The sequence below is a fragment of the Streptomyces sp. NPDC093094 genome (assembly GCF_044754345.1).
Classification (GTDB): domain Bacteria; phylum Actinomycetota; class Actinomycetes; order Streptomycetales; family Streptomycetaceae; genus Streptomyces.
Genome location: NZ_JBIVOX010000011.1, coordinates 201,569 through 224,795, shown reverse-complemented (window position 1 = coordinate 224,795; position 23,227 = coordinate 201,569). Strand labels below are relative to the sequence as shown.

Below are 23,227 nucleotides of genomic sequence, written 5' to 3'. Positions count from 1 at the left end.
CGTGGCCCGTTCGCTCGACGGTCTGACCCTCGCCCCGGTCGCCGACCAAGCCCCAGGTCAGGTGGGCACCCGTACCCGGTTCGACTACCACGAGAAGGACGGTGAGATCTGGGCCGACTACGCGGGCGGCGACGTCGTACGGGGCCGACTTGTGGGAACACGGGAAGGAGACCGGCTGGACTTTCGGTATGTCCAGCTCAAACGGGACGGCACGACGTCCGGCGGTCACTGTGCGTCCCGGGTCGTGGAACTGCCCGACGGACGGATCCGGCTGGAGGAGACCTGGCAGTGGGAGTCGCAGACGGGCAGCGGGACGAGCGTCGTGGAGCAGGTCGCCGAGGGTGTGGAGCACGTCACGGGAGCGGACCGCTGACTGACGGGATGTCAGGTGTCTATGGTGATCAGGTGAGCGAGGAGACGCCGGCTCAGCGCCGGGACCAGGGCACGGGAGCGCCGCCGCGCGCGGTCGTCGTCGGCGCGGGCATGGCCGGGGTGCAGACCGCGGTCGCGCTGCGCGAACAGGGCTTCACCGGCACGGTGACCCTGATCGGCGCCGAACCCCATCAGCCGTACGACCGGCCGCCGCTGTCCAAGGCCGTCCTGCTCGGCACCGCCGAGGGCTCCGCCTTCGACGTCGACTTCGAGGCCCTGGACATCGCGCTGCACCTCGGCCGCGAGGCCCTCGGCGTACGCCCCGCCGACCACGAGCTGGACACCGACCAGGGGCCGGTGCCCTACGACGTGCTGGTCCTGGCCACCGGCGCCGAACCGGTCCGTCTGCCCGGCGCCGAGGGCGTGCCCGGCGTCCATCTGCTGCGCACCCTCGACGACGCCGAGCGGCTGCGGCCCGTCCTCGGCCGGCAGCACGACATCGTGGTCGTCGGCGCGGGCTGGATCGGCGCGGAGTTCGCCACCGCCGCGCGCGAGGCGGGCTGCGCGGTCACCGTCGTGGAGGCCGCCGACCGGCCGCTCGCCGGGGCGCTGCCCGCGGAGGTCGCCGCGCCCATGACCTCCTGGTACGCCGACAGCGGCGCCGAACTGCGCACCCACGCTCGCGTGGCGCGGGTGGAGCCCGGGGAGGTCGTCCTCGACGACGGCACCCGGCTGCCCGCGGGCGCGGTCGTCGTCGGCATCGGCGCCCGCCCCGCGACCGGATGGCTCGCCGGTTCCGGCATCGAGCTGGGCGCGGACGGCGAGGTCGTGGCCGACGCGCATCTGCGGACCTCCGCGCCGGACGTCTACGCGGTCGGCGACTGCGCCTCCTTCCCCTCGGGCCGCTACGGTGAGCGGCTGCTGGTCCACCACTGGGACAACGCCCTGCAGGGCCCGCGCACGGTCGCCGGGAACATCGTCGGCGCGCAGACCGGCGAGGCCCCGGTGGCCTACGACCCGGTGCCGTACTTCTGGTCGGAGCAGTTCGGCCGGTTCGTCCAGTACGCCGGGCACCACACGGACGCCGACACGCTGCTGTGGCGCGGCGACCCCTCGGGCCCGGCCTGGTCGGTGTGCTGGCTGCGGGAGGGCCGGCTGGCCGCCCTGCTGGCGGTGGGGCGCCCGCGCGACCTCGCCCAGGGGCGCCGGCTGATCGAGTCGGGCAGGGTGATGGACCCCGGTCTGCTCGGGGACCCGGCGCGGCCGCTGAAGACGGCGGCGGCGTGACGCGTCCGCCCGGGCGGACGGGCTCGACTTCCGACTGTCGGTGGGGGATGGCAGGCTTGTTCCCGTGACCGAGATTGACGCAAAGACCGATGCTCTCGTCCCCGCCTGGCTCACCCTCCCCGACATCGCCGAGCAGTTCGGTGTCGAGGTGACGCGTGTGCGGCAGCTGGTCAAGGAGGGCCAGCTCATCGCCGTACGCCGAGGTGAGAACCGCGCGCTGCACGTCCCCGCCGCCTTCGTCGACGGGGACAAGGTCGTCAAGGGCCTCACCGGCACCCTGACGCTCCTGCGGGACGACGGCTTCACCGACGAAGAGATGCTGGAGTGGCTCTTCACCCCCGACGACAGCCTGCCCGGCACCCCCGCACAGGCCCTCAGCGAGAATCGCGGCACGGAGGTGAAGCGCCGCGCCCAGGCGCTCGCCGTCTGACCTGAGCAGCCCAGCACACCCGGATGTACGGGCCGTGGTCCGCCCACGGCCCGTGCACCACCGACCACGGGGGGACACACGTATGCCCGCGACCGCACGAGCCCGGCTCTCCGACGCCCGGCTCTACCTCTGCACGGACGCCCGCAGGCGCCAGGGCGATCTGCCCGAGTTCCTGGACGCGGTCCTCGCGGGCGGCGTGGACATCGTCCAGCTGCGCGACAAGGGCATGGAGGCCGGCGAGGAGCTGGAGCATCTGAAGGTCTTCGCGGACGCGTGCGCCCGGCACGGCAGGCTGTTCTCCGTCAACGACCGCGCGGACGTCGCCCACGCCGCCGGCTCCGACGTCCTGCACCTCGGCCAGGGCGATCTGCCCGTCCCCGCGGCCCGCGCGATCCTCGGTGACGACGTCCTCGTCGGCCGCTCCACGCACGCCGAGGAGGAGGCCGCCGCGGCCGCCGTCCAGGAGGGCGTGGACTACTTCTGCACCGGCCCCTGCTGGCCCACCCCCACCAAGCCGGGCCGCCACGCCCCCGGCCTGGAGCTGGTGCGCCGCACGGCCGCTCTCGGCACCGACCGTCCCTGGTTCGCCATCGGCGGCATCGACCTCGGCAACCTCGACGAGGTGCTCGCGGCGGGCGCCCGGCGGGTGGTCGTCGTCCGGGCGATCACCGAGGCCGACGACCCCGGAGCGGCGGCGGCCGAGTTCGCCGAGCGGCTGCGGGCGGTCTGAGGCCGCATGGCGAGACGCCCGTCCTCCCTGACCGGGGCATTTCGGGCACCCCTTGTCCAGTCCTTGGACAAGACTCCGGCAATTCGGGCAAATTTCCGTGATCCGGTTGGGGGACCGCCGCCCCCTGGCTAACCTGCCGGTATGGCCCTAGGAACCGCATCCACCAGGACCGATCGCGCACGCACCGTGCGCGACATCCTCGCCGCAGGCAAGACGACGTACTCCTTCGAGTTCTCGGCGCCGAAGACCCCCAAGGGCGAGAAGAACCTGTGGAGCGCCCTGCGCAGGGTCGAGGCGGTCTCCCCGGACTTCGTCTCCGTCACCTACGGCGCCGGCGGCTCCACCCGCGCGGGCACCGTCAAGGAGACCCAGCAGATCGTCGTGGACACGACGCTCACCCCGGTCGCCCACCTCACCGCGGTCAACCACTCCATCGCGGAACTGCGCAACATCATCGGCCAGTACGCCGACGCCGGGATCCGCAACATGCTCGCCGTGCGCGGCGACCCGCCCGGCGACCCGATGGGCGACTGGGTGCCCCACCCCAAGGGCCTGACCTACGCCGCCGAACTCGTCCGGCTCATCAAGGAGTCGGGCGACTTCTGCGTCGGCGTGGCGGCCTTCCCGGAGATGCATCCGCGTTCCTCGGAGTGGGACCTCGACGTGGAACACTTCGTCGACAAGTGCCGCGCCGGGGCGGACTACGCGATCACGCAGATGTTCTTCCAGCCGGAGTCCTATCTGAGGCTGCGCGACCGGGTGGCGGCCGCCGGCTGCGAGACGCCGGTGATCCCCGAGGTGATGCCCGTCACCAGCGTCCGGATGCTGGAGCGGCTTCCCCAGCTCAGCAACGCCGCCATCCCGGCCGAGCTGAAAGAGCGGATCCTCACAGCCAAAGACAATCCCGCCGCTGTACGCTCGATCGGTATCGAGTTCGCCACCGAGTTCTGTGCGCGTCTGCTGGCCGAGGGTGTCCCCGGACTGCACTTCATCACGCTCAACAACTCCACGGCGACCCTGGAAATCTACGAGAACCTGGGCCTGCACCACCCCCCGCAGGCCTAGACCCGCCGCACCGGTTTACGACACACTGCGTAGCGGTCACTGGGAGAGGGGCGTACATGGGCTGGACGGTCCTCTACATCGCGTTCGGCGTCGTCGCGCTGTGGCTGCTGGGCGAGGTGCTGCTGCAGTACAAGGCACGGCTGCGCTGGCGGCTGCTCGCCTTCGCGGGCTTCCTCGGCGTCGTCGCCGGTGTGCTGATCTCCTCCGTCGTCGTCATCGGTCTGGGCGCCTGCGCCTTCGCGATCGGCCAGGTCTACGTCACCATGTCCTTCCGCCGCGGCTTCGCGGCGGGCTGGGCGGTCAGCCGGCCCGGCTCCGACGCCCCCCGCCGCGGCCGCGGCGAGGAGTACCGCGACCCGACCCTGGAGGTCTCCGACCTGGAGGCGTCCGACGCCTCCGCGGACGACCACGCCACGGACGGTTACGACCGCCCGGTCGCCGGCTACCGCCAGGACGACGACTACGACCACGACGACGTCTTCACCCCCGCCCGCGCCCAGGAGCCCGGCGCGGGCGAGAGCGCCGCCGTCTACGAGCCCCAGCCCCTCCCCGACGACACCGGCTCCTACGGCATATACGGCGACACGTCCTACGCCTCGGCGGACCAGACCCAGGACAGCTACGCCGCGACCGCCCAGGGCGCCGACCAGACCTACGGCTACGACGCCTACTCCGGCCAGGCCCAGCAGCAGGGCTACGGCTACGGCTACGACGCCACCGGCCAGCAGCAGTACGCCGCCTACTCCGACCCGTACATCGGCACCCAGACCTACGGCGGCGCCTCGTACGACACCAGCTACGGCGGCCAGCAGCAGTTCGGCCAGCAGGCGTACGGCCAGGACCAGTACGGCACCGGCGGCTACGGCGAGAACACCTCCGGCGGGGCGTGGGTCCCGCAGCAGCGCACCGACGAGCAGTACGGCGGCGAGCTCCCGCAGGAGCAGCCCTACCCCTACCAGGGCGACGGCCAGGCCCAGGGCGGCGCGTACGACGAGCGGTACCGCTACTGAGAGCGGCCGCCGGCAGCGCTCACCGAGAGCCCCGGAAGTCCGCCCCCTCCACGATCAGGCCCGCGACCAGGGCCCCCGACATGCCCGCGTGCGGCAGTCCGCCGCCCGGGTGCGACCAGCCGCCGACCCGGTACAGGCCGGGCAGCCGCGTCGTGTTGGACGGGTGCAGCAGACGCCCCGCGCCGGCGGCCAGCGCCGGGGCGGGCACGGAACCGGCGCGGGCCCCCGTCTCGGCCTCGGTGTGCCGGGGCGTGCGCGCCTCGTGCCACAGCAGGCGCTCCGGCAGCCCGGGGACCGCCGGCCCGGCCGCTTCGAGCAGCAGCTCCGTGTACCGCCGCACGGTGGACTCCTCGTCCCATCCGGCAAAGGCCGGCACCACCGCGGACACCACCACGGCCTCGTGCGCCTCGTCCGGGGCGAGCGTGGGGTCGTCGGGGCGCAGGACGGTCACCGTGGGACACGGAGGCTCGTCGCCGCCCGGGGACGACAGGAAGTCCAGCTCCGTCTCGCGGTCCGGCGCGTGCACGACCGTGCGGTGCACCGCCGTGGCCTCGCGTCCGCCGCGCAGGGCCAGCAGCAGCGTGAACCGGCCGGGCCGGGCCGCCTCGGGGTCGGCGCGCACGTCGCCGTCCTGGTCCAGCGGATGCCCCGTGAGGATCCGCAGCGCCGCCGGGTCGACGTCGGCCACGACATGGTCCGCCTCCGCCACAGCGCCGTCGGCGAGCTCCACGCCCGCCGCCCGGCCGTCCTTCTCCACGATCCGGGTGACCTCGGCGCCGAAGACGAAGTCGACCCTGCGCTGCACACACCGCTCGTACACCGCGCGGGCCAGCTCGCGCAGGCCGCCCCGGACGTACCAGGTGCCGAAGGCGTGCTCCATGTACGGCAGCAGGGCGGCGGCCGCCGGAGCGGTGCGCGGGTCGAGGCCGTGGGCGAGGACCTGGCTCTCCAGGAGGTCGGCCAGGCGTTCGTCCCGCAGCTCCCACAGGCCGATCTCGCGCAGCGTCCTCGCACGGCGCGTGCGCAGCAGCCGCTTGTGCGGGACGGCCGGATAGGGCTCCTGGCCGGCCAGCACCGGCCAGTTCGGCCACAGCGGCTCCTCCAGCAGCGGGCGGCGCGAGCGGTCCCATGCCTCGCGGGCCCTGACCAGGAAGTCGCCCCAGCGGGCACCCGCACCCGCACCGAGTGCCTCGTCGAGCGCGGCGACCACGCCCGCGCGTGAGGCGTCGGGCAGCGCGACCTCGCTGCCGTCCGAAAAGACATGCCGGGAGGAGGGGGCGACCTGCACCAGCTCGACGCAGGACTCCAGCGGCTCCTTGCCGGTCTTGATGAACAGGTCGCGGTAGACCGCCGGGAGCGGCAGCAGGCCGGGGCCCGTGTCGAAGCGGAAGCCGTCGCGCTCCAGCCTGCGCACCGCTCCGCCGTATGTGTCCGTCCGCTCGTACACCGTCACCCGGTGGCCCGCGACGGCCAGCCGGGCAGCGGCCGCCATCGCGCCCAGTCCGGCGCCGATCACCGCAATCCGTGCCATGCCTGCGACTTTATCGGCCGGTGCCGGCCGTCCGGTCCGGGGGCCGTCCGGTGCCGGGGGCCGGTACCCAGGGGTGAGTACCCGTACTCAGGCGCGGAGATGAGTACGCGCACGGATGGGCCGGGGCCCGTCCGGACGGGAGAGTGGAGGCACGGAAAGGGGCACGGCGCCTGTACCGCCGACACGGGGCGGCGGAACGGCGCGGCCCCCGACCGCTCCTTCCGCCGGCCCGGTCGGCGGAAGCGGGACACGGGGGAACCCGGGGGACGACCGGACGGGGGCCCGGCGGGGTACGGGGGAGTACGGGGAGACGGGGGAGTACGGGGGAAGCACGGGGGAAGCACGGGGGCCCGGCGGGAAGCGCCGGTCCGCCTCCGGCCCGCGGGGGACGCGGCCGGAGGCGGACCGGCGCTCTCCTGTGTCCGGGCCCGTTCAGCCGCGCCCGCTCACCCGTCCCTGGAGCAGCCGGGACAGGGCGGAGTGCACGTCGTCCAGCGAGCGCTCCGGCTGGAACGACTGCCAGTCCAGGGCGGCCACCAGCACCATGCCGACCAGCGCGGCGGCGGTCAGCTGGATGTCGATCTCCTCGCTGAGCTCGCCGTTCTTCACACCCGCCCGCAGCACGTCCTCCACGACCGCGACCACCTGCCGGCGCACCACCATCAGCGTGGACTGCCACGCCCGGTTGGTGCGCCAGAGCTCGGCCACGTACAGCTGGGTGAAGGCGGGGTAGCGGGCGATGAATTCGAGGCCCGCGCGGATCATCGCGTCGAGCGCGTCCACCTGGGAGCCGCCGCTGCGTGCCGTCCGCTCCGCCGCCTCCTTCAGGGAGGCGGTCAGCAGGCCCACGCCGTGCCTCAGCAACTCCTCGAAGAGGACGGACTTGCTCGCGAAGTTGTAGTAGACGGTGCCCTTCGCGACCCCGGCCCGCTCGGCGATCTCGTCCACCGTGGTGGCGGAGAAGCCCTGCTCGGCGATGAGCGTGACGGCGGCCTCGTAGAGCTTCTGCCGGGTGGCCTCACGGCGTGTGCTGCCGCCCGACGCGGCGCTGCTGCTTTCCATGAGCCTGATTGTCCCGCGCCCGCTCACAGGCTGAGATCCGGATGCAGCCGGTCCAGCGTCCACACCTGCTTGCCGCGGGCCGACAGCGCGGTCAGGGCGAGTGCTCCGGCCGTGAACACGGCCAGCACGGCGCACGCCTGCCACACCGGGCCCAGCCCGCCTCCGCTGATCAGCCGCCGCAGGGCCTCCACGACGTAGCTCATCGGCAGCCAGGGGTGGATCGCGTTGAAGAAGCCCGGGCTGGTCTGGACGGGGTAGGTGCCGCCGGCCGAGGTCAGCTGGAGCATCAGCACCGCGAGGACCAGGATCCGGCCGGCCGCGCCGAAGCGGGCGTTGAGCCACTGCACGATCGCCGCGAAGCACGCCGTGACCAGGCACAGGAAGCCCACCGTCCCGGCCGCCCGGGCCATCTGGAGCCCGACCGCCCAGTGCAGCACCGCCATCAGGGCGACCGTCTGCAGGACACCGACCGCCACGACCGGCAGCCAGCCCGCCAGCGCGATCCGCCAGGCGGAGGCGCCGGCCGCGAGGGCCCGCCGGTTGAGCGGCGCGATCAGCATGTAGGCGACCATCGCGCCGACCCACAGCGACAGCGGGATGAAGTACGGGGCGAAGCCGGTGCCGTAGTTGGGTGCCTTGTGCAGCGCCTGGTTGGCGAGCTGCACGGGGTCGGCCATGACCTCGGTGCGCAGATCGCGTTCGTCCTTGTCGTAGTCGGGGATCTGCTCGGCTCCGTCGTGCAGGCCGTCGGCGAGCTTCCCGGAACCGCCGACCAGCTTGAACAGTCCGCCGTTCAGGTCGGTCGCGCCGGTCTTCAGCTCGCCCACGCCCTCGTCGAGGTCCTTCGCGCCGGTCCGGGCCGTGCCGAGCCCCGAGTGCAGCTTCTTCGACCCCGTGGCGACCTTCCCGGCACCCTCGTTCAGCTCGTTGACCTTGCTGACGGCCTCGGCCAGGTCCTCCGACAGGTGCGGCGCGCGGTCGGCGAGCGCCTGGGCCTGCTTCTGCAGGGTCGCCAGATGCCGGTCGAGCTTCGCCAGCTCCCCGTCCGCGTCACCGGCCAGCGTCTCCAGCTGCCCGGCGATCTCCGCCACATCGGCGGCCGCGTCCTTGGCGAGCTCCAGGTCGGCGCAGACCGGCCCGGCCGGGTCCTCGGGCAGGACGTCGCCGGGACCGCCGGACGCGGAGGGCACGGGCACGGGGGCCGTACCGCTCTCGCAGCGCGTGCGGTAGACGTCGGCCAGCCGGTCGGAGGCGTCCCGCGCGTCCTGCGCGGCGGCCGGCGCGCGCTCCACCAGGTCGTCCAGGTTCTCCCGTACGGTCCCGGCGGCGTCGGCGACGAGCTGGGCCGTCTCCCCGATGCTCTTCTCGTTCTTCCGCAGGAACGGGCCCACCTCGTCCGCGAAGCCGTTGACCTTGTCGGCGAGCGCCTGTGTGCCCTCGGCGACCTGCGCGGACCCGTCCTCCAGGTCGCCCGCGCCCGTGTCGAGCCTGCTGACGCCCTTGGACAGGGAACCGCTGCCGTCCTTGGCCTCCTTCAGGCCGTCGGCGAGGGCCTTGGAGCCCTTCTCCGCCTTCCCGATGCCGCCCTTGAGCCTGTCCGCCCCGTCGGCGGCCTCCACGGTCGCGCCGTGGATGTCGGAGAAGGAGATGAAGATCTTGTCCAGGAAGGACCGCGAGGTCTTCGTCGACGCCGCCGTGCGCACCTCACTGAAGACCGTGCGCGAGATCTGGCCGACGATGTAGTTGTTCGCGTCGTTGGTGCGCACCTGGAGGGCGCCCGTCTCCGGGGAGTCGCCCGAGCTGGAGGCGATGCGCTCGCTGAAGTCGGCCGGCATGGTCAGCGACAGGTAGTACGTGCCGTCCTCGACACCCGCGCGCGCCGCCTCGGCACTCACCTCGTGCCAGTCGAAGGTCTCGCTCTCGCGCAGCCCCTCGGTGATGTCGTCGCCCGCGTGGATCCGCTTCCCGTCGGCGCTCGCGCCCCGGTCGTCGTTCACCAGTGCCACGGGGATGCGGTCCAGGCGGCTGTAGGGGTCCCAGAAGGACCACAGGTACAGCGCCCCGTACAGCAGCGGCAGCAGCAGGAGTGCCACCAGAGCGGCCCGGGGCAGCCGGCCCCGGGCGAAACGCCGCAGCTCAAGAGCGGCCAGTCTCGGCGAGCGCATCGGCCGCCTCCTTCGCTTCCTCGTCGGGGTCGTGCGCGGCATCGGCATCGGGGTCGGGATCGGTGCCGTGGGCGGTGTCCGCGGCTTTCGCGGTGCTCGCGGTCCGGTCGGTGCCTGCGGCTTTCGCGGTGCTCGTTGCCGTGGTGACGCCCGGGGGCGTCGTGGTGCTCGCGAGGCCGGTGGCGTCCGGCGTGTCCGGCGTGTCCGGGGCGCTCGCGGGCACGTTGGCGTCCGTGGCGTCCGTGGCGTCCGTGGCGTCCGTGGCGTCCGTGGCGTCCGTGGCGTCCGTGGCGTCCGTGGCGGCGGTGGCGTCCGTGGCGGCGGTGGTGGCGGTGGTGGTTCTGCGGGTCCGCTTCATGCGTGTCGCCCGAGCAGCCCGCTTCGAGCGGGTGGGCTGTGCGCTCCCCGTCGGCTCCGCCGTGCCTTCGGCGGTCCCCCGGGCGGTTTCCCCGGTGGTCTCCTCGGAGGCGGTGCCGGGTGTCTCGCCCGGCTTCCGGCCCGCCACGGTGGCCGTGTCCGCCGGGTCGCCCCCCGGCGCCGTCCCGGTGGACACGACCACCGCCCCCTCGGGGGCCTCGCTGCACACGGCCAGCACGGTCGTGCCGTCCGCGGCCAGCGAGCCGAGCAGGGACCAGACCTCGGCCCGCTCGGCGTCCGACAGCTTCAGATCCGTGTCGTCGATCCCCAGCAGCCGGGGTCGGCCGATCAGCGCCAGCGCGATCGACAGCCGCAGCGCCTCCAGCCGCTCCAGATCACGTACGGCCGTCCGGGACCCCTTGGGCAGGGCCGCGGGGTCGAGACCGGCGGCGGTCAGCGCCCTGTCGATCCGCAGCCTCTCCCCGGCGACGCGCTCCCCGCGCGGCCGCAGCAGCGTCCGTACGGAGCCGGTGAACCGCCGCTCCAGCAGCGCGCGCTCGTGCAGATGCTCGGCCACGGTCAGCGCGGGGTCGAGGTCGGTGACCCCGGGAACATGCGCGAGCGCGCTGACCCGGCGCACGGCCGCCATCCGGCCCGGCAGGGCCGTGTCCCCGACGGCGGCGGTCCCCTCCGTCGCCTTCATCCGGCCGGTCAGGGCGAGCAGCAGACACGTACGGCCCGATCCGGACGGCCCCTCGATCGCGATCAGCGAGCCGGGCCCCGCGTCGACGCCGACCCCGCGGAACGCCCATCCGCGGGGTCCCCTGAGCCCGAAGTCCCGGGCCGTGACGGCGAGACCGCCGCCCTCGGCTTCGGTTTCCCCCATGACCTCCCCCTGCCTCGCCCCGTGCCACGGGGTGCAACTTTTTGAACTGACTGGTCAGTTCAAAAAGTAACCCGAACCTTCGTTTGAAGCAAAAGCCCAGGTCAGAACGGATTGTCAGTGCCATACCTCACGATGAGGACATACGGCAGCTCCGTATGAGGACCTGCCGTGCCGCAGACGACAGGAGGTTCGTCATGGCCAGCTCCCACGCAGCAGCCGCGCCCCGGCGCCACGCCACCGGTCCTGCCCCCTCACCGACCGGCCCGGCGAGCGACGTGCACCCGGTGCTGCGCCGGTCCTCGGCCCCGCCCGCCGCCCTCGACCTGCTCGCCCGGGCCCGCGCCTCGCTCGACGAGGCCGCCGTCCTGGAGACCCCCAACGAGCGGTACGCCACCGCGCATCTCGCCGCCCTGCGCACCGCCGCCGCCGTCCTCGCCGCCCGGGGCCGCCCCGAGCCGACCCAGAAGCGCCGGGCCCGCATCCGGAGCGCCTGGGAAGTGCTCCCCGAGATCGCGCCCGAGCTCACCGAGTGGAGCGCGCTGTTCGCCTCCGGGGCCGCCCGTCGCGCCCGGGCCGAGGCGGGCATCCAGGGCGCGGCCGGCCGCCGGGACGCCGACGACCTGATACGCGACGTGGCGATGTTCATCCGCATGGTCGAGCGCCTGCTCGTGCTCCAGCCGGTCCTGCCCCGGTCCCGCCCGGACGTGGACGTGACACCCCGGCCGTCCGCCCCCGCGGACGGCCGGCCGGACATGCCGGACGCGGGCTGAGAGCACCGGCCGCGGCGGTCCGCCCGGCGCGCGAGGGGCCGGCCGTACCGGAGCGGCCGGCCCCGTCCGGGGGCGGCGGGGCCGTGCGGAACCGGGGTGACCTGCCGTCGCGTCAGAGGCAATAGGGTGGAGGCGCCTGATGTCCTTCCTCCCCGTCACCCTCCAGGGCACCGGGAGGGTGACCGTTCGCTCCGCCCTGCAAGAGGCGGTGCCCCGCCGAGGAGTCAACTGCCGTGTCGGACCCGATGCGCCCCCGCGCCTCTCTTCGTACCGCCGTCGTCTGGGAGGTCCTGCGGGACGCCCTGGACCGCCGGGTGAAGGCCACGGGCCGCGAGTCCCTGGACGTCCTCGACACCGGGGGCGGCAGCGGCAACTTCGCGGTGCCCGCCGCACGGCTCGGCCACCGTGTCACCGTCGTCGACCCCAGCCCCAACGCGCTCTTCGCGCTGGAGCGCCGCGCCGCCGAGGCCGGTGTCGCCGACCGGGTGAAGGGCGTGCAGGGCGACGCCCACGGGCTGTTCGACGTGGTCGAGCGCGGCGGCTACGACGCCGTGCTGTGCCACGGCGTACTGGAGTACGTCGACGACCCGGCCGAGGGCGTCCGCAACGCGGTCGCCGCGCTGCGCTCCGAGGGCGTCCTCAGCGTGCTCGCCGCCGGCCTCGGCGGAGCCGTGCTCGCCCGTGCCCTCGCCGGCCACTTCAAGGAGGCCAAGCAGGCGCTGGAGGACCCGGCCGGACGCTGGGGCCAGGGCGACCCGATGCCGCGCCGGTTCACCGCCGAGCAGCTCACCGGTCTCGTCGAGGGCGCGGGCCTCGCCGTGGGCGCCGTGCACGGCGTGCGGGTCTTCGCCGACCTCGTGCCCGGCGTGCTCGTGGACACCGAGCCCGGCGCGCTGGAGGCGCTGCTGAAGCTGGAGGAGGCCGCGGCCGAGCTGCCGGCGTTCCACGCGGTCGCCACCCAGCTGCACATCCTCGGTGAGACGCGAGGGGCCGCGGAGGTCTGAGTGCCCGCTGTGCCGCGCCGCTGATCAGCGGGGTCGGCTCCGCATGGAGTGCACCACAGGCCACCCGATCGGACGGTTCCCGCCGTATGATCGAGGGAGACCGCCCCGGCATGACGGGTCGGCCGCCGGGGAATGGAAGCCTCAGCGAGCCGGTACGCCCATGGCGGGAACCGGTCGGGCAATTGGCGCAGAGGGGCGGGTTTCACGGGGTCGATTCCCTGCCTATCCTGAAGGGACCCCCCGAGTCGCCCAGGCGACTGCACGATGAGGAGGACTCCGTGCCGCTCTCGGAGCACGAGCAGCGCATGCTCGAGCAGATGGAGCGAGCGCTGTACGCCGAAGATCCCAAGTTCGCGACAGCGCTTGAGGGAAGCGGGCTGCGCACGTACACCCGGCGACGGGTCTACCAGGCGGTCGCGGGCTTCCTCGTAGGTATCGCGCTCCTCATGGCCGGAATGGTCGCCAAGCAGGTGTGGCTCAGCGTGGTGGGATTCCTCGTCATGCTGGGGTGCGCGGTACTCGCGGTGACCGGCTGGCGCAAGGCCCCCAGGCCCGGTGAGCAGCATGCCGCCGGTCCGCAGGGCCGCCGACAGGGACACCATCAGCGACGTTCCATGATGGACCGCATCGAGCAGCGCTGGCAGCGGCGCCGCGACGAGCAGGGCCACTGAGCCGTACTCTCGCGTCTACGACGTAGACCTGCGTGAGGGGGCTGCCACCGGTGGGTGGCAGCCCCCTCACGCATGCCCGCTCGTCCGGCCCGCCCGCCCCCCGCTCCGCCGAGCCGGACGAGGGTGCCGGGCGAGCCCGCGAGAGCCGAGGACGGCCGGTGCCCGGCACGGACATTCCGTGCCGGGCACCGGCCGTCCTCGGTGCCGTGCCGTCAGCCGCGCTGGTCCGAGGGCCGGCGGACCAGGGCCGTGAGACGGGCCGTCAGGCGCTCCTTGAAGGCGGCCCAGCGGTCGGTGAGGTCCCACACCGCCCGGACGGCCGAACGGGGCGCGACCACCGCACGCACCCGGGTCGTGCGGCCGGCCCGGGACCGCAGCGCGATCCGCAGCGTGCGCACATCGTCGGCGAGCCCGGACACGGCCTGCGGCCGCGGCGCGAACAGCACCTGCTCCACCGCGCCCGCCACCCGGTGCACGGCCTGCGCGGCGGTCTCGTCCAGCTCCCCGAGCCGTACGATCCGGGCAGCCGCCTTGCGCGGGGTGAGCGCGTCGTCCGGCGGGACGCCGTAGTCCCAGGCGGTGTCCGTGAGCTCGCGCCACACGGCCAGCACATGCCCGGAGACCGCCTCGGAGGGCTGCCGGTCGGGCACCGCGCCGGACGGCGGTGCCGTGATGCCGACGTCGCCGGACGCCTCCGCCCCCGCCGAGGTGTGCCGGGCCGAGGCCAGCCGCACCGCACGCCTCCTGAGCCGGTACAGCATCGGCGTCAGCGGCACCGCGACCAGCCCGAACCCCAGCAGGATCCAGCCGGCGAGCCGGTACCAGGGCGTCCCGTCGTCGGCCGAGGAGCCCGGGTCCAGCGGCAGCACGGCCGCGCAGGCATCCAGACGCCTGTCCTCGGCCGAGCAGTCCGTGCTCCGCGAAGGCTCCGCGGCCGGCGCCGAGTCCGTCGGCCGGGCGTTCTCCGGCAGCTCGGGGTCGTTGCTGCCCGAGGACTCCGGGACGGTGTAGGGAGGGGTGCTGCCCCGGGTGGGCGTCGGCTCGAAGCGGGTCCAGCCCACGCCCTCGAAGTACAGCTCCGGCCAGGCGTGCGCGTCGCGCAGGCCCACCGACATCGTGCCGTCCGCCTGCGGGGTGCCCGGCGCGAAGCCCACCGCGACCCGGGCCGGTATCCCCAGCGAACGGGCCATGGTCGCCATCGCGAAGGAGTAGTGGACGCAGAAGCCCCGCTTGTCCCGCAGGAACCGGGCGATCGCCTCCCGGTCGTCGCCGACCTCGACCTCGGTGTCGTACTGGAAACCGCCGGACAGGGCGAAGTACTCCTGGAGCGCGACCGCCTGCTCGTAGGGGTTCTTCGCCTCCGCGGTGACCTCGCGGGCCGTCCTCGCCACCACCGACGGCATCGAGTCCGGCACCTCCGTGTACGGGCGCCGGATCGAGGCGGGCGGCTCGTCGGCCCGGGCCAGCTGCGCGGCCGTCGGCCGCACCTCCAGGCTGCGCACCTCGTAGGTCTTGCCGCGGGTGTCCTCGCCCCGGTCGCCGACCACCGTCATACCGACCGGCTCGTACCGCCAGCGGCCGTCGATGTCCACGCCGCTCGGCGGGTACGGCATCGGCAGCCAGTCCTGCGCGTACCAGTCGGCGGCGGCGATCCGGGTGCGCACCTCGCGGCGCGCGATGTCCGGGTCGAGGCCGGTCGGCGTGGGGAACTCGTCGGGCACGCCGACGATGTGCCGCTTGGCGGGGCGCCAGGTGGAGCCGTCGAACTCGTCCAGGGACACGATCCGCAGATACATGCCCGACCTGTCCTCGGAGTCGGTGCGCAGCACCAGGACCGTGCGGTCCTCGTCCACGTTCAGGCTGTCGCGCAGCGACACCAGCGGGTTGACCGCGGAGATGGTGCCCCCGCCCCCGCCGCCCGGTCCCACGCCCGAGCCGGCCGCCTCCAGCAGGCCGCCGTTCATGGCGGGCAGGGCCAGCGGCACCACCAGGGCGATGCCCAGGGCCACCGCGCCGATCCGCCGTCCGGCACGCACCGGTGCCACCGCCCCGTCGGAGCCGGGGACACCGGCCCCGGCGCGCGGACCGCCGGCGAAGACGCGGCCCCACTGGGAGAGCCGCTCGCGGCCCTCGGCCAGCAGCAGCATCAGATAGCCGGCGGCGGCGAGCAGGAACCACACCCAGCCGCCGGCGCCGTCCGCCAGTCCCGCCGCGACCGAGTACAGCGCGAGCAGCGGCAGTCCCGCCGGGGCCGCGCTGCGGAAGGTCACCGCGAGGGCGTCGACCATCAGCCCGATCAGCAGCACCCCGCCGACCGTCATCAGCTGGATGCCGTCCGTCATCGGGGCCGGGATCGCGTACCGCTCGACGTCCAGCGTGCCCTGGTCCAGCAGGTCGGCGAAGTGACGGAACGCCTCCGGCCCCGGGAACAGCCCCAGGAACGCCTGCGCACGGGCGAAGGACAGGGTGAGCAGCAGCAGCGACACCAGCACCTGCGCGGCCACGGTCGCCGCCCGGGCCAGCGGCACCCGGCGGGCCAGCGCGCCGACGCCCGACTGGACCGACAGCAGCACGGCCGCGTGCATCAGCCACGCGGGCGTGTCCACCAGCGGCAGCAGCGCGCAGGACGCCAGCAGGGTGGCGGCGAGGGCGAACAGCGCCATCCGAGCCCGTCCGCTCATGACCGCACCTCCCCGGCGGTCGTGCCGCCCGTCGTGGTCAGGCCCGAGTGGTCACGGTCGGCCTGACGCCACAGGTCGCCCAACGGGACGCCCCGCGGTACGGCGAGTGCCGTCCAGCCGGCCTCGCGCAGCATGCGCAGCCGCTCCTCGCTCCGGCCGTCCGGGGCCTGCACGTCGTACGGCTCATGGGTCCAGGTGCCGCTGTCCAGCACGAACGCGAGCGCGCCGCCGCTGCGCCGGCTCATCTTCGCGGCCATCGTGGCCTGCGCCTCGTCGAGGTCGCCGAAGAACGCCACCAGCAGCCCCTCGTTGCCGCCGCGCAGCACGTCGTGGGCGCGGGACAGGCCCGTGCCGTCGGAGTGGTCGATCACGGCGAGGGTGTCCATCATCAGTCCGGCCGCGTCGGCCGACCCCTGGCCGGAGCCTGCGAAGCCGTCGGCGCCCTCGCCGGGCACCGAGCTGCCGGTGTCCGTCAGCAGACGCACCGAGAAGCCCCGTTCGAGCATGTGCACCAGGACCGAGGCGGCGCCCGCGACGGCCCATTCGAAGGCCGAGTCGGGTCCCGCGCCGCGGAAGGCGAGCGCGCGGGTGTCGAGGAGGACCGTGCAGCGGGAGCGCTGGGGCTGTTCCTCGCGGCGCACCATCAGCTCGCCGTAGCGCGCGGTGGAGCGCCAGTGGACGCGGCGCAGGTCGTCGCCGTAGCGGTAGCCGCGCGGGATGACGTCGTCGTCGCCGGCCAGCGCCAGCGAGCGCTGCCGTCCGTCGCCGTAGCCGCTGGCCTCGCCGCTCAGCCGCACCGGCGACAGCGCCTCCACGCGCGGGATCACCGTCAGGGTGTCGTACGTCGAGAAGGACCGGGTCAGCTCGCACATCCCGAACGGGTCGGTCAGTCTCAGCTGGAGCGGGCCCAGCGGGTAGCGGCCGCGCAGGTCGGAGCGGACCCGGTAGGACACCTCGCGGCGGCCGCCCGCCTCCACCCGGTCCAGCACGAAACGGGGCCGCGGGCCGAGCACATAGGGCACCCGGTCCTGGAGCATCAGCAGGCCGGTGGGCAGCCGCGAGACGTTGTCCATGCGCAGATGGACACGGGCCTCGGAACCGGCGGGCACCCGCGCGGGGGAGAGCCGGCGGCTGCCGGCCACCCGGTAGCGGGTGCGGTAGAGCACCGTCGCGCACACCAGCGGCAGCACCGCCAGCAGCAGCCCGACGCGCAGCAGGTCGCTCTGGCCGAGGACGTAGGAGCACACGGCGGCCGCCACACCGGCGGCCAGGAAGGAGCGGCCGCGGGTGGTCAGACCGGCCAGAGCCGTGCGCACCGCGCCTCTGCCGCCCGTGTCGGCCTCCGCCTGGCTCGCCCCCCTCGTGGCGGCGTCGCTCATCACAGCCTCCGCGGCGGCTGCTGGCCGTAGCCCGGGGTGGCGCGGCCGAGGCCGCCGAAGACGTTCTGCTGCGGTCCGGCCGGTACCGGGGTGTGCTGGATGATCTCCTGGACGACCTGCTCGGACGTGCGGCGGTTGAGCTGGGCCTGCGCGGTCGGCAGCAGACGGTGGGACAGGACGGCGACGGCGAGGGCCTGGATGTCGTCCGGCAGGGCGTAGTCCCGGCCGCTCAGGGCGGCGGACGCCTTGGCCGCGCGCAGCAGATGCAGCGTCGCACGCGGGGAGGCGCCCAGTCTGAGGTCGGGGTGGGTGCGGGTGGCGGCGACCAGGTCCACGGCGTAGCGCCGGACGGCGTCGGCCACGTGGACCCCGCGCACGGCCTCGATCAGCTTCACGATCTCGTGCGCGTGGGCGACCGGCTGGAGGTCGTCCAGCGGGCTGACGCCGCCGTGCACGTCGAGCATCTGGAGCTCGGCCTCGGGGCTGGGGTAGCCGATGGAGACGCGGGCCATGAAGCGGTCGCGCTGGGCCTCGGGCAGCGGGTAGGTGCCCTCCATCTCGACCGGGTTCTGCGTCGCCACGACCATGAACGGGCTGGGCAGCTCGTAGGTCTGGCCGTCGATCGTGACCTGGCGCTCCTCCATGGACTCCAGCAGCGCGGACTGGGTCTTGGGGGAGGCGCGGTTGATCTCGTCGCCGATCACGATCTGGGCGAAGATCGCGCCCGGTTTGAACTCGAAGTCCCGGCGCTGCTGGTCCCAGATGGACACACCGGTGATGTCCGAGGGCAGCAGGTCGGGCGTGAACTGGATACGCCGCACCGAACAGTCGATGGACCGGGCCAGGGTCTTGGCGAGCATGGTCTTGCCGACACCGGGGACATCCTCGATCAGCAGATGCCCCTCGGCGAGCAGCACGGTCAGCGAAAGGCGGACGACCTCGGGCTTGCCCTCGATCACCTCTTCCACCGAGCTGCGCACCCGATCTACGGTGGCGGTCAGATCAGTGAGGCTCGCTCGATCGTCATAGGTCGTCACCCGGCCCTCCTCGGCCCGTTCATGTTTCCGGGCCGACGCTCTGCGATGCGAAACCGGCCCACCCCGAATCACGGACGACACGCAGGAAAAGTTCCGCGTGGCGCCCCCACCGCATTCTTGTTGCCGTTACCGGTTCGTGTCACTCGCCTGTGGACAACTGGCCGCGATATGTCGGGTCTTAGGGTCTTTTGTGCATCGCAGAACCTGGAATCAGCGAAAAACGAGCCCGGCGGACCCCGAGGTCAGGCCGGGTCGATCTCGCGCAGCAGCCCCGTCTTCACGTCGAACACGAAACCGCGCACGTCGTCGGTGTGGAGCAGGAACGGCGAGGTGCGCACCCGCTGCATCGACTGGCGGACGTCCTGGTCGACGTCCCGGAACGCCTCCACCGCCCACGCGGGACGCTGGCCGACCTCCATCTCCAGGTCGTGCCGGAACTCCTCGGTGAGGGTCTCCAGGCCGCAGCCGGTGTGGTGGATGAGGACCACGCTGCGGGTGCCGAGGGCGCGCTGGCTGATCGTGAGCGAGCGGATCACGTCGTCGGTGACCACGCCGCCGGCGTTGCGGACGGTGTGGCAGTCGCCGAGCTGCAGGCCGAGCGCGGCGTGCAGGTCGAGACGCGCGTCCATGCAGGCCACGACGGCGACCCGGAGGACGGGACGGGCGTCCATGCCGGGGTCGGTGAAGTCGGCGGCGTACTGCCCGTTCGCCTCGACCAGACGGTCGGTGACCGTGCCGTCACGGGTTATCGAGCCCTCGGATCCGGTGGGAACTGATGCAGAAGTCGTCATGGTTATGACGTTACTGGTCACCTGGGGGCGGGGCCCGTTGTGAGAGGGGACAAAGAACGCCATTGAGTTCTTGTTGTGAGGCAATGCACAGCTTGTCCGTGAGGCTGCTCCCAGGCCCCCGCCGCCACGCGCGGGCCGGTTGATTGACCGCAAGACAGGGTGGACTAAAGTGACGCGAAGCGGGAGGCGAGGCACTCCCGCTTCCGTCACGAGAGGGCGGGGACCCGGCGGTGCGTACGGCCCCGCCGGACCTGAGAGGGCCCCCTTGAACAACAGTCGGCACGTCCCGGTGATGCTCCAGCGCTGCCTGGACCTGTTGGCCCCCGCCCTGCGGCAGCCGGGCGCCGTGGTCGTCGACTGCACCCTCGGTCTCGGCGGCCACAGCGAGGCCCTCCTGGAGCAGTTCCCCGAGGTCCGCCTCGTCGCCCTCGACCGCGACAAGGAGGCCCTGCGCCTGTCCGGCGAGCGGCTCGCCCCCTTCGGGGAGCGCGCCACGCTCGTGCACGCCGTCTACGACGAGCTGCCCGAGGTGCTGGACCGTCTCGGCATCCCGCGCGTCCAGGGCGTCCTGTTCGACCTCGGTGTCTCCTCCATGCAGCTCGACGAGGCCGACCGCGGCTTCGCCTACGCCCAGGACGCCCCCCTGGACATGCGGATGGACCAGACGACCGGGATGAGCGCCGCCGAGGTCCTCAACACCTACCCGGCCGGGGAACTCGTCCGCATCCTGCGCGCCTACGGCGAGGAGAAGCAGGCCAGGCGGATCGTCGCGGCCGTCGTGCGCGAGCGCGAGAAGGAGCCCTTCACCAACAGCGCCCGCCTGGTGGAACTGATCCGGGACGCGCTGCCCCAGGCCGCCAAGCGCACCGGCGGGAACCCGGCCAAGCGCACCTTCCAGGCACTGCGCATCGAGGTCAACGGCGAGCTGTCCGTCCTGGAGCGGGCGGTCCCCGCCGCGGTGAAGGCCCTCGCGGTCGGCGGACGCATCGCCGTCCTGTCGTACCAGTCGCTGGAGGACCGGCTGGTCAAGCAGGTCCTCGCGGCCGGTGCCGCCACCACCGCCCCGCCCGGCCTGCCCGTCGTCCCCAAGCGCTACCAGCCCCGGCTCAAGCTGCTCACGCGCGGTGCCGAACTTCCCACCGAGGAAGAGGTCGCCGAGAACAAGCGCGCGGCTCCGGCGCGTCTGCGCGGCGCCGAGCGCATCAGGGAGGACGTGGAGTGAGCGAGGCGAAGGGGCGGGCGGCCGTGCCGCAGTACCTGCGGGGGAGGGCGAGTGAGTAGGAAACCTCAGCTCAGGGGACGGGCCGCACGGCTCGCGCAGCTGCTGCCGACCGGTCGGGGGCAGGCCGCCCGCACCCCTTTCGTCCTGCTCGTCGTCCTGCTCCTCGGCGGCGGCCTCATCGGCCTTCTGGTGCTGAACTCCGCGCTCAGCGAGGGCTCCTTCCGGCTGGACGACCTGAAGAGGGCCACCAAGAACCTCACCGACCAGGAGCAGGCGCTCCAGCGCGACATCGACGCCTACTCCGCCCCGGACGCCCTCCAGCGCCGGGCCCGCGAGCTGGGCATGGTCCCCGGCGGCGACCCGGCCTTCCTCGAACCCGACGGCAAGGTCAAGGGCGTCCCGTCCCCGGCCTCCGCCCCCGAGCAGGCATCCGCGCGCACCCCGCTGGTGCTGCCCCCCGAGGCGATCACCACGGCACCGGCCGCCCCGCCCGCCACCCCGTCCCCGGCCCCGGGCGGGTGACGGACGTGACCGACAGGCGACCGCCGCACCTCCGTGCGCCGGGCCGTGCCGCCTCTGCCGCCGCGCCCACCCCGGTTCCGGTTCCGGTTCCGGGGCAGGTGACGGGAACGGCCGACGGGCGACCGCCGGGCCGCGGGGGCGCCGGTCCGGGGCGGACGGCCGGCCCGGAAGCGCTCTGCGTCCCCGCGCCGGGCGGCACGGCCGGTCCCGGGCCCCACGGCCGTACCGCCGCGCCCATCCCGTATCCGACTCCGACCCCCGGCAGGTGACGGAAGTGACCGACAGGCAACCGCCGCGCCGGCGCGTGCCCGGACCCGCGCGCCCCGCGCGGCCCGCGGGCCGCAGGCCGTCCGGCCCGGGCGGCCGCCCGGCCCGTCCCGCGCGCCGTCCGGCGGTGCCGCGGCCCGCCGCCTCCCGTCCGCTCCGGCTCGGCAGCCCGCGCCCGCGGCTGCGCCTGGTCGGCCTCGCGCTGACGCTCGTCATGGCCGCCTTCGTCGTACGCCTGCTCCAGGTGCAGGCCGTCGACGCGAGCACCTACGCCGCCAAGGCCGAACAGAACCGCTACGTCGGCCAGGTGCTGGCCGCCGAGCGCGGGGAGATCACCGACCGGACCGGCGTCGCCCTCGCCACCAGCGTCGACGCGTACGACATCACGGCCGACCCCACGCTGTTCAGCCGTGAGCAGCTCAAGATCGACGACGGCCCCGAGCAGGCGGCCGCCCTGCTGGCCCCGATCCTCGGCCAGGACCAGGCCGACCTCGTCGCCAAGCTGCGCCCCGAGAACAAGCAGCTGCGCTACACCCTGCTCGCCAACCGGCAGACCCCGCTGGTCCGGCAGCAGATCAAGGACCTGAAGTCGGCCCTCGCCACGAAGGCCGGCACCGACCCCGGCACCGTCAACGTCCTGGCCGGTGTCCTCTCCGCGCCCAGCAGCAAGCGCGTGTACCCCAACGGCGACCTCGCCGCCGGGATACTGGGCTGGGTCAACGCCGAGGGCAAGGGCGGCGGCGGCATCGAGCAGCAGCTGGAGAAGCAGCTCGCCGGCCAGGACGGCAAGATCCGCTACGCCCAGTCCGGCGGACGCCAGGTGCCCACGGCCGGCTCCACCGAGACGCCCGCCGTGCCCGGCTCCGACGTCGAGCTGACCATCGACCGCGACATCCAGTGGGCCGCGCAGAACGCCATCGCCGAGCAGGTGCGCGAGTCCCGCGCGGACCGCGGCTACGTCATCGTCCAGGACACCCGCACCGGCGAGATCCTCGCGATGGCCAACTCGCCCGGCTTCGACCCCAACGACCTCACCAGGGCCGATCCCGCGGCGCTGAGCAACGCGGCCCTGCTGGACGCCTACGAGCCCGGCTCCACCGCCAAGATCATCTCCATGGCCGCGGTGCTGGAGGAGGGCGCGGCCACCCCCGAGACACATGTCGTGGTGCCCAACCGGCTGCACCGCGGCGACCGCCTCTTCAAGGACGACATCGACCACAAGACCTGGTACCTCACGCTCAACGGCGTGCTCGCCAAGTCCAGCAACATCGGCACCATCCTCGCCACCGGCCAGCTCGGCAGGACGCAGCCCGAGGCCAACCGCGTCCTGTACTCGTATCTGCGCAAGTTCGGCCTGGGCAGCTACAGCGGGCTCGACTTCCCCGGCGAGACCGCGGGCATCCTCGCCCCGCCCGACAAGTGGTCGACCTCGCAGCAGTACACGATTCCTTTCGGCCAGGGCGTGTCCGTCAACGCCGTCCAGGCCGCCTCCGTGTACTCGACCATCGCCAACGGCGGCGTCCGCATCGAGCCGACCCTGGTGCGCGGCACCAAGGGACCCGACGGACGCTTCACCCCCGCCCCCGAACCCGCGAAGAGCAGGGTCGTCGGCGAGAAGACGGCGAAGACGCTCGCCCGGATGCTGGAGTCGGTCGTGGACGACGAGGAGGGCACCGGCACCAAGGCGCGCATCCCCGGCTACCGGGTCGCGGGCAAGACGGGTACGGCCAACCGCGTGGATCCGGCCACCGGCAAGTACCGCGGCTACACGTCCTCGTTCGCCGGGTTCGCACCCGCCGACAAACCCCGGATCACCGTCTACTGCGCGATCCAGAACGCCACCAAGGGCAACTACTTCGGCGGCCAGATCTGCGGCCCCATCTACAAGAAGGTCATGGAGTTCGCCCTGAAGACCCTCCAGGTCCCGCCCACCGGAGCCGGCCCCGCCAGGCTGCCCGTCGACTACGTACCCTGACCGACCTGCTCAA

19 protein-coding genes and 1 pseudogene are annotated in these 23,227 nt (G+C 73.5%); 12 read left to right on the top strand and 8 right to left on the bottom strand.

What is annotated here, in order from left to right; all coding sequences use genetic code 11:
* The first annotated feature begins 1 nt into the window (after position 1).
* From ACIQGV_RS24640 to ACIQGV_RS24615, 6 genes are all read left to right on the top strand, one after another.
* Entirely contained in the window at positions 2-373 is a 372-nt protein-coding gene (locus ACIQGV_RS24640; protein ID WP_402497443.1) for a hypothetical protein, read from the top strand.
* 110 nt (positions 374-483) lie between these two features.
* The gene (locus tag ACIQGV_RS24635) at positions 484-1,659 is read left to right on the top strand and encodes an NAD(P)/FAD-dependent oxidoreductase (protein WP_402497640.1); all 1,176 of its coding nucleotides are present in this window, start codon (positions 484-486) and stop codon (positions 1,657-1,659) included.
* A gap of 64 nt (positions 1,660-1,723) precedes the next feature.
* A complete protein-coding gene (locus ACIQGV_RS24630) occupies positions 1,724-2,089 on the top strand; it encodes an Rv2175c family DNA-binding protein (RefSeq protein WP_402497441.1) in 366 nt (121 codons plus the stop codon).
* Positions 2,090-2,171: 82 nt separating this feature from the next.
* On the top strand, positions 2,172-2,819 hold the full coding sequence (thiE, locus tag ACIQGV_RS24625) for a thiamine phosphate synthase (RefSeq protein WP_402497439.1): 648 nt from the start codon (positions 2,172-2,174) through the stop codon (positions 2,817-2,819).
* A 141-nt stretch (positions 2,820-2,960) separates the two neighbouring features.
* Positions 2,961-3,884: a methylenetetrahydrofolate reductase [NAD(P)H] gene (gene metF, locus ACIQGV_RS24620; RefSeq protein ID WP_402497437.1), complete on the top strand. Its 924-nt coding sequence runs from the start codon at positions 2,961-2,963 to the stop codon at positions 3,882-3,884.
* Between the two features lie 56 nt (positions 3,885-3,940).
* Positions 3,941-4,894 carry a hypothetical protein gene (locus ACIQGV_RS24615; RefSeq protein ID WP_402497435.1) on the top strand — a complete coding sequence of 318 codons (954 nt, stop codon included), beginning with the start codon at positions 3,941-3,943 and terminating at the stop codon, positions 4,892-4,894.
* 19 nt (positions 4,895-4,913) lie between these two features.
* On the opposite strand, the gene ACIQGV_RS24610 is transcribed toward ACIQGV_RS24615, so the two are convergent.
* The 4 genes and pseudogenes from ACIQGV_RS24610 to ACIQGV_RS24595 all read right to left on the bottom strand — a co-directional run.
* Positions 4,914-6,425 carry a phytoene desaturase family protein gene (locus ACIQGV_RS24610; RefSeq protein WP_402497433.1) on the bottom strand — a complete coding sequence of 504 codons (1,512 nt, stop codon included), beginning with the start codon at positions 6,423-6,425 and terminating at the stop codon, positions 4,914-4,916.
* A gap of 432 nt (positions 6,426-6,857) precedes the next feature.
* Positions 6,858-7,487 carry a TetR/AcrR family transcriptional regulator gene (locus ACIQGV_RS24605; protein WP_402497432.1) on the bottom strand — a complete coding sequence of 210 codons (630 nt, stop codon included), beginning with the start codon at positions 7,485-7,487 and terminating at the stop codon, positions 6,858-6,860.
* Between the two features lie 23 nt (positions 7,488-7,510).
* Entirely contained in the window at positions 7,511-9,652 is a 2,142-nt protein-coding gene (locus ACIQGV_RS24600) for a YhgE/Pip family protein (RefSeq protein WP_402497430.1), read from the bottom strand.
* Between the two features lie 540 nt (positions 9,653-10,192).
* Positions 10,193-10,895, bottom strand: a pseudogene (locus tag ACIQGV_RS24595) (ATP-binding cassette domain-containing protein); the annotation flags it as partial.
* Between the two features lie 194 nt (positions 10,896-11,089).
* On the opposite strand from ACIQGV_RS24595, the gene ACIQGV_RS24590 reads away from it, so the two are divergent.
* The 3 genes from ACIQGV_RS24590 to ACIQGV_RS24580 all read left to right on the top strand — a co-directional run bounded on the left by ACIQGV_RS24590 (position 11,090) and on the right by ACIQGV_RS24580 (position 13,340).
* Positions 11,090-11,665 carry an SAV_6107 family HEPN domain-containing protein gene (locus ACIQGV_RS24590; protein WP_402497428.1) on the top strand — a complete coding sequence of 192 codons (576 nt, stop codon included), beginning with the start codon at positions 11,090-11,092 and terminating at the stop codon, positions 11,663-11,665.
* A 233-nt stretch (positions 11,666-11,898) separates the two neighbouring features.
* Positions 11,899-12,669, top strand: coding sequence for a class I SAM-dependent methyltransferase (locus ACIQGV_RS24585; RefSeq protein WP_402497426.1), 771 nt, complete (start codon positions 11,899-11,901; stop codon positions 12,667-12,669).
* A gap of 278 nt (positions 12,670-12,947) precedes the next feature.
* On the top strand, positions 12,948-13,340 hold the full coding sequence (locus ACIQGV_RS24580; protein WP_402497424.1) for a DUF3040 domain-containing protein: 393 nt from the start codon (positions 12,948-12,950) through the stop codon (positions 13,338-13,340).
* A gap of 212 nt (positions 13,341-13,552) precedes the next feature.
* Here the strand turns inward: ACIQGV_RS24580 and ACIQGV_RS24575 are convergent, their stop codons facing one another.
* From ACIQGV_RS24575 to ACIQGV_RS24560, 4 genes are all read right to left on the bottom strand, one after another.
* Positions 13,553-16,021 (bottom strand): DUF3488 and DUF4129 domain-containing transglutaminase family protein, encoded by a 2,469-nt coding sequence (locus tag ACIQGV_RS24575; protein ID WP_402497422.1) that lies wholly within the window; start codon positions 16,019-16,021, stop codon positions 13,553-13,555.
* Positions 16,018-17,400, bottom strand: coding sequence for a DUF58 domain-containing protein (locus tag ACIQGV_RS24570; protein ID WP_402497420.1), 1,383 nt, complete (start codon positions 17,398-17,400; stop codon positions 16,018-16,020). Before ACIQGV_RS24570 ends, ACIQGV_RS24575 begins: the two co-directional genes overlap by 4 nt.
* The gene (locus ACIQGV_RS24565) at positions 17,400-18,437 is read right to left on the bottom strand and encodes an AAA family ATPase (protein ID WP_402497418.1); all 1,038 of its coding nucleotides are present in this window, start codon (positions 18,435-18,437) and stop codon (positions 17,400-17,402) included. Before ACIQGV_RS24565 ends, ACIQGV_RS24570 begins: the two co-directional genes overlap by 1 nt.
* A gap of 242 nt (positions 18,438-18,679) precedes the next feature.
* Entirely contained in the window at positions 18,680-19,228 is a 549-nt protein-coding gene (locus tag ACIQGV_RS24560) for a beta-class carbonic anhydrase (protein WP_402497415.1), read from the bottom strand.
* Between the two features lie 265 nt (positions 19,229-19,493).
* Here ACIQGV_RS24560 and rsmH point away from each other — a divergent pair, with 265 nt between their 5' ends.
* The 3 genes from rsmH to ACIQGV_RS24545 all read left to right on the top strand — a co-directional run bounded on the left by rsmH (position 19,494) and on the right by ACIQGV_RS24545 (position 23,214).
* On the top strand, positions 19,494-20,450 hold the full coding sequence (gene rsmH / locus ACIQGV_RS24555; RefSeq protein WP_402497413.1) for a 16S rRNA (cytosine(1402)-N(4))-methyltransferase RsmH: 957 nt from the start codon (positions 19,494-19,496) through the stop codon (positions 20,448-20,450).
* A 51-nt stretch (positions 20,451-20,501) separates the two neighbouring features.
* On the top strand, positions 20,502-20,972 hold the full coding sequence (locus ACIQGV_RS24550) for a hypothetical protein (protein ID WP_402497411.1): 471 nt from the start codon (positions 20,502-20,504) through the stop codon (positions 20,970-20,972).
* A 274-nt stretch (positions 20,973-21,246) separates the two neighbouring features.
* A complete protein-coding gene (locus ACIQGV_RS24545) occupies positions 21,247-23,214 on the top strand; it encodes a peptidoglycan D,D-transpeptidase FtsI family protein (protein ID WP_402497409.1) in 1,968 nt (655 codons plus the stop codon).
* Positions 23,215-23,227: the final 13 nt, after the last annotated feature.

Coding starts and splice junctions, on each gene's coding strand:
- ACIQGV_RS24635 (WP_402497640.1), top strand. CDS start 484: ATGGCCGGGGTGCAGACCGCGGTCGCGCTGCGCGAACAGGGCTTCACC.
- thiE (WP_402497439.1), top strand. CDS start 2,172: ATGCCCGCGACCGCACGAGCCCGGCTCTCCGACGCCCGGCTCTACCTC.
- metF (WP_402497437.1), top strand. CDS start 2,961: ATGGCCCTAGGAACCGCATCCACCAGGACCGATCGCGCACGCACCGTG.
- ACIQGV_RS24615 (WP_402497435.1), top strand. CDS start 3,941: ATGGGCTGGACGGTCCTCTACATCGCGTTCGGCGTCGTCGCGCTGTGG.
- ACIQGV_RS24610 (WP_402497433.1), bottom strand. CDS start 6,425: ATGGCACGGATTGCGGTGATCGGCGCCGGACTGGGCGCGATGGCGGCC.
- ACIQGV_RS24605 (WP_402497432.1), bottom strand. CDS start 7,487: ATGGAAAGCAGCAGCGCCGCGTCGGGCGGCAGCACACGCCGTGAGGCC.
- ACIQGV_RS24600 (WP_402497430.1), bottom strand. CDS start 9,652: ATGCGCTCGCCGAGACTGGCCGCTCTTGAGCTGCGGCGTTTCGCCCGG.
- ACIQGV_RS24590 (WP_402497428.1), top strand. CDS start 11,090: ATGGCCAGCTCCCACGCAGCAGCCGCGCCCCGGCGCCACGCCACCGGT.
- ACIQGV_RS24575 (WP_402497422.1), bottom strand. CDS start 16,021: ATGAGCGGACGGGCTCGGATGGCGCTGTTCGCCCTCGCCGCCACCCTG.
- ACIQGV_RS24570 (WP_402497420.1), bottom strand. CDS start 17,400: ATGAGCGACGCCGCCACGAGGGGGGCGAGCCAGGCGGAGGCCGACACG.
- ACIQGV_RS24560 (WP_402497415.1), bottom strand. CDS start 19,228: ATGACGACTTCTGCATCAGTTCCCACCGGATCCGAGGGCTCGATAACC.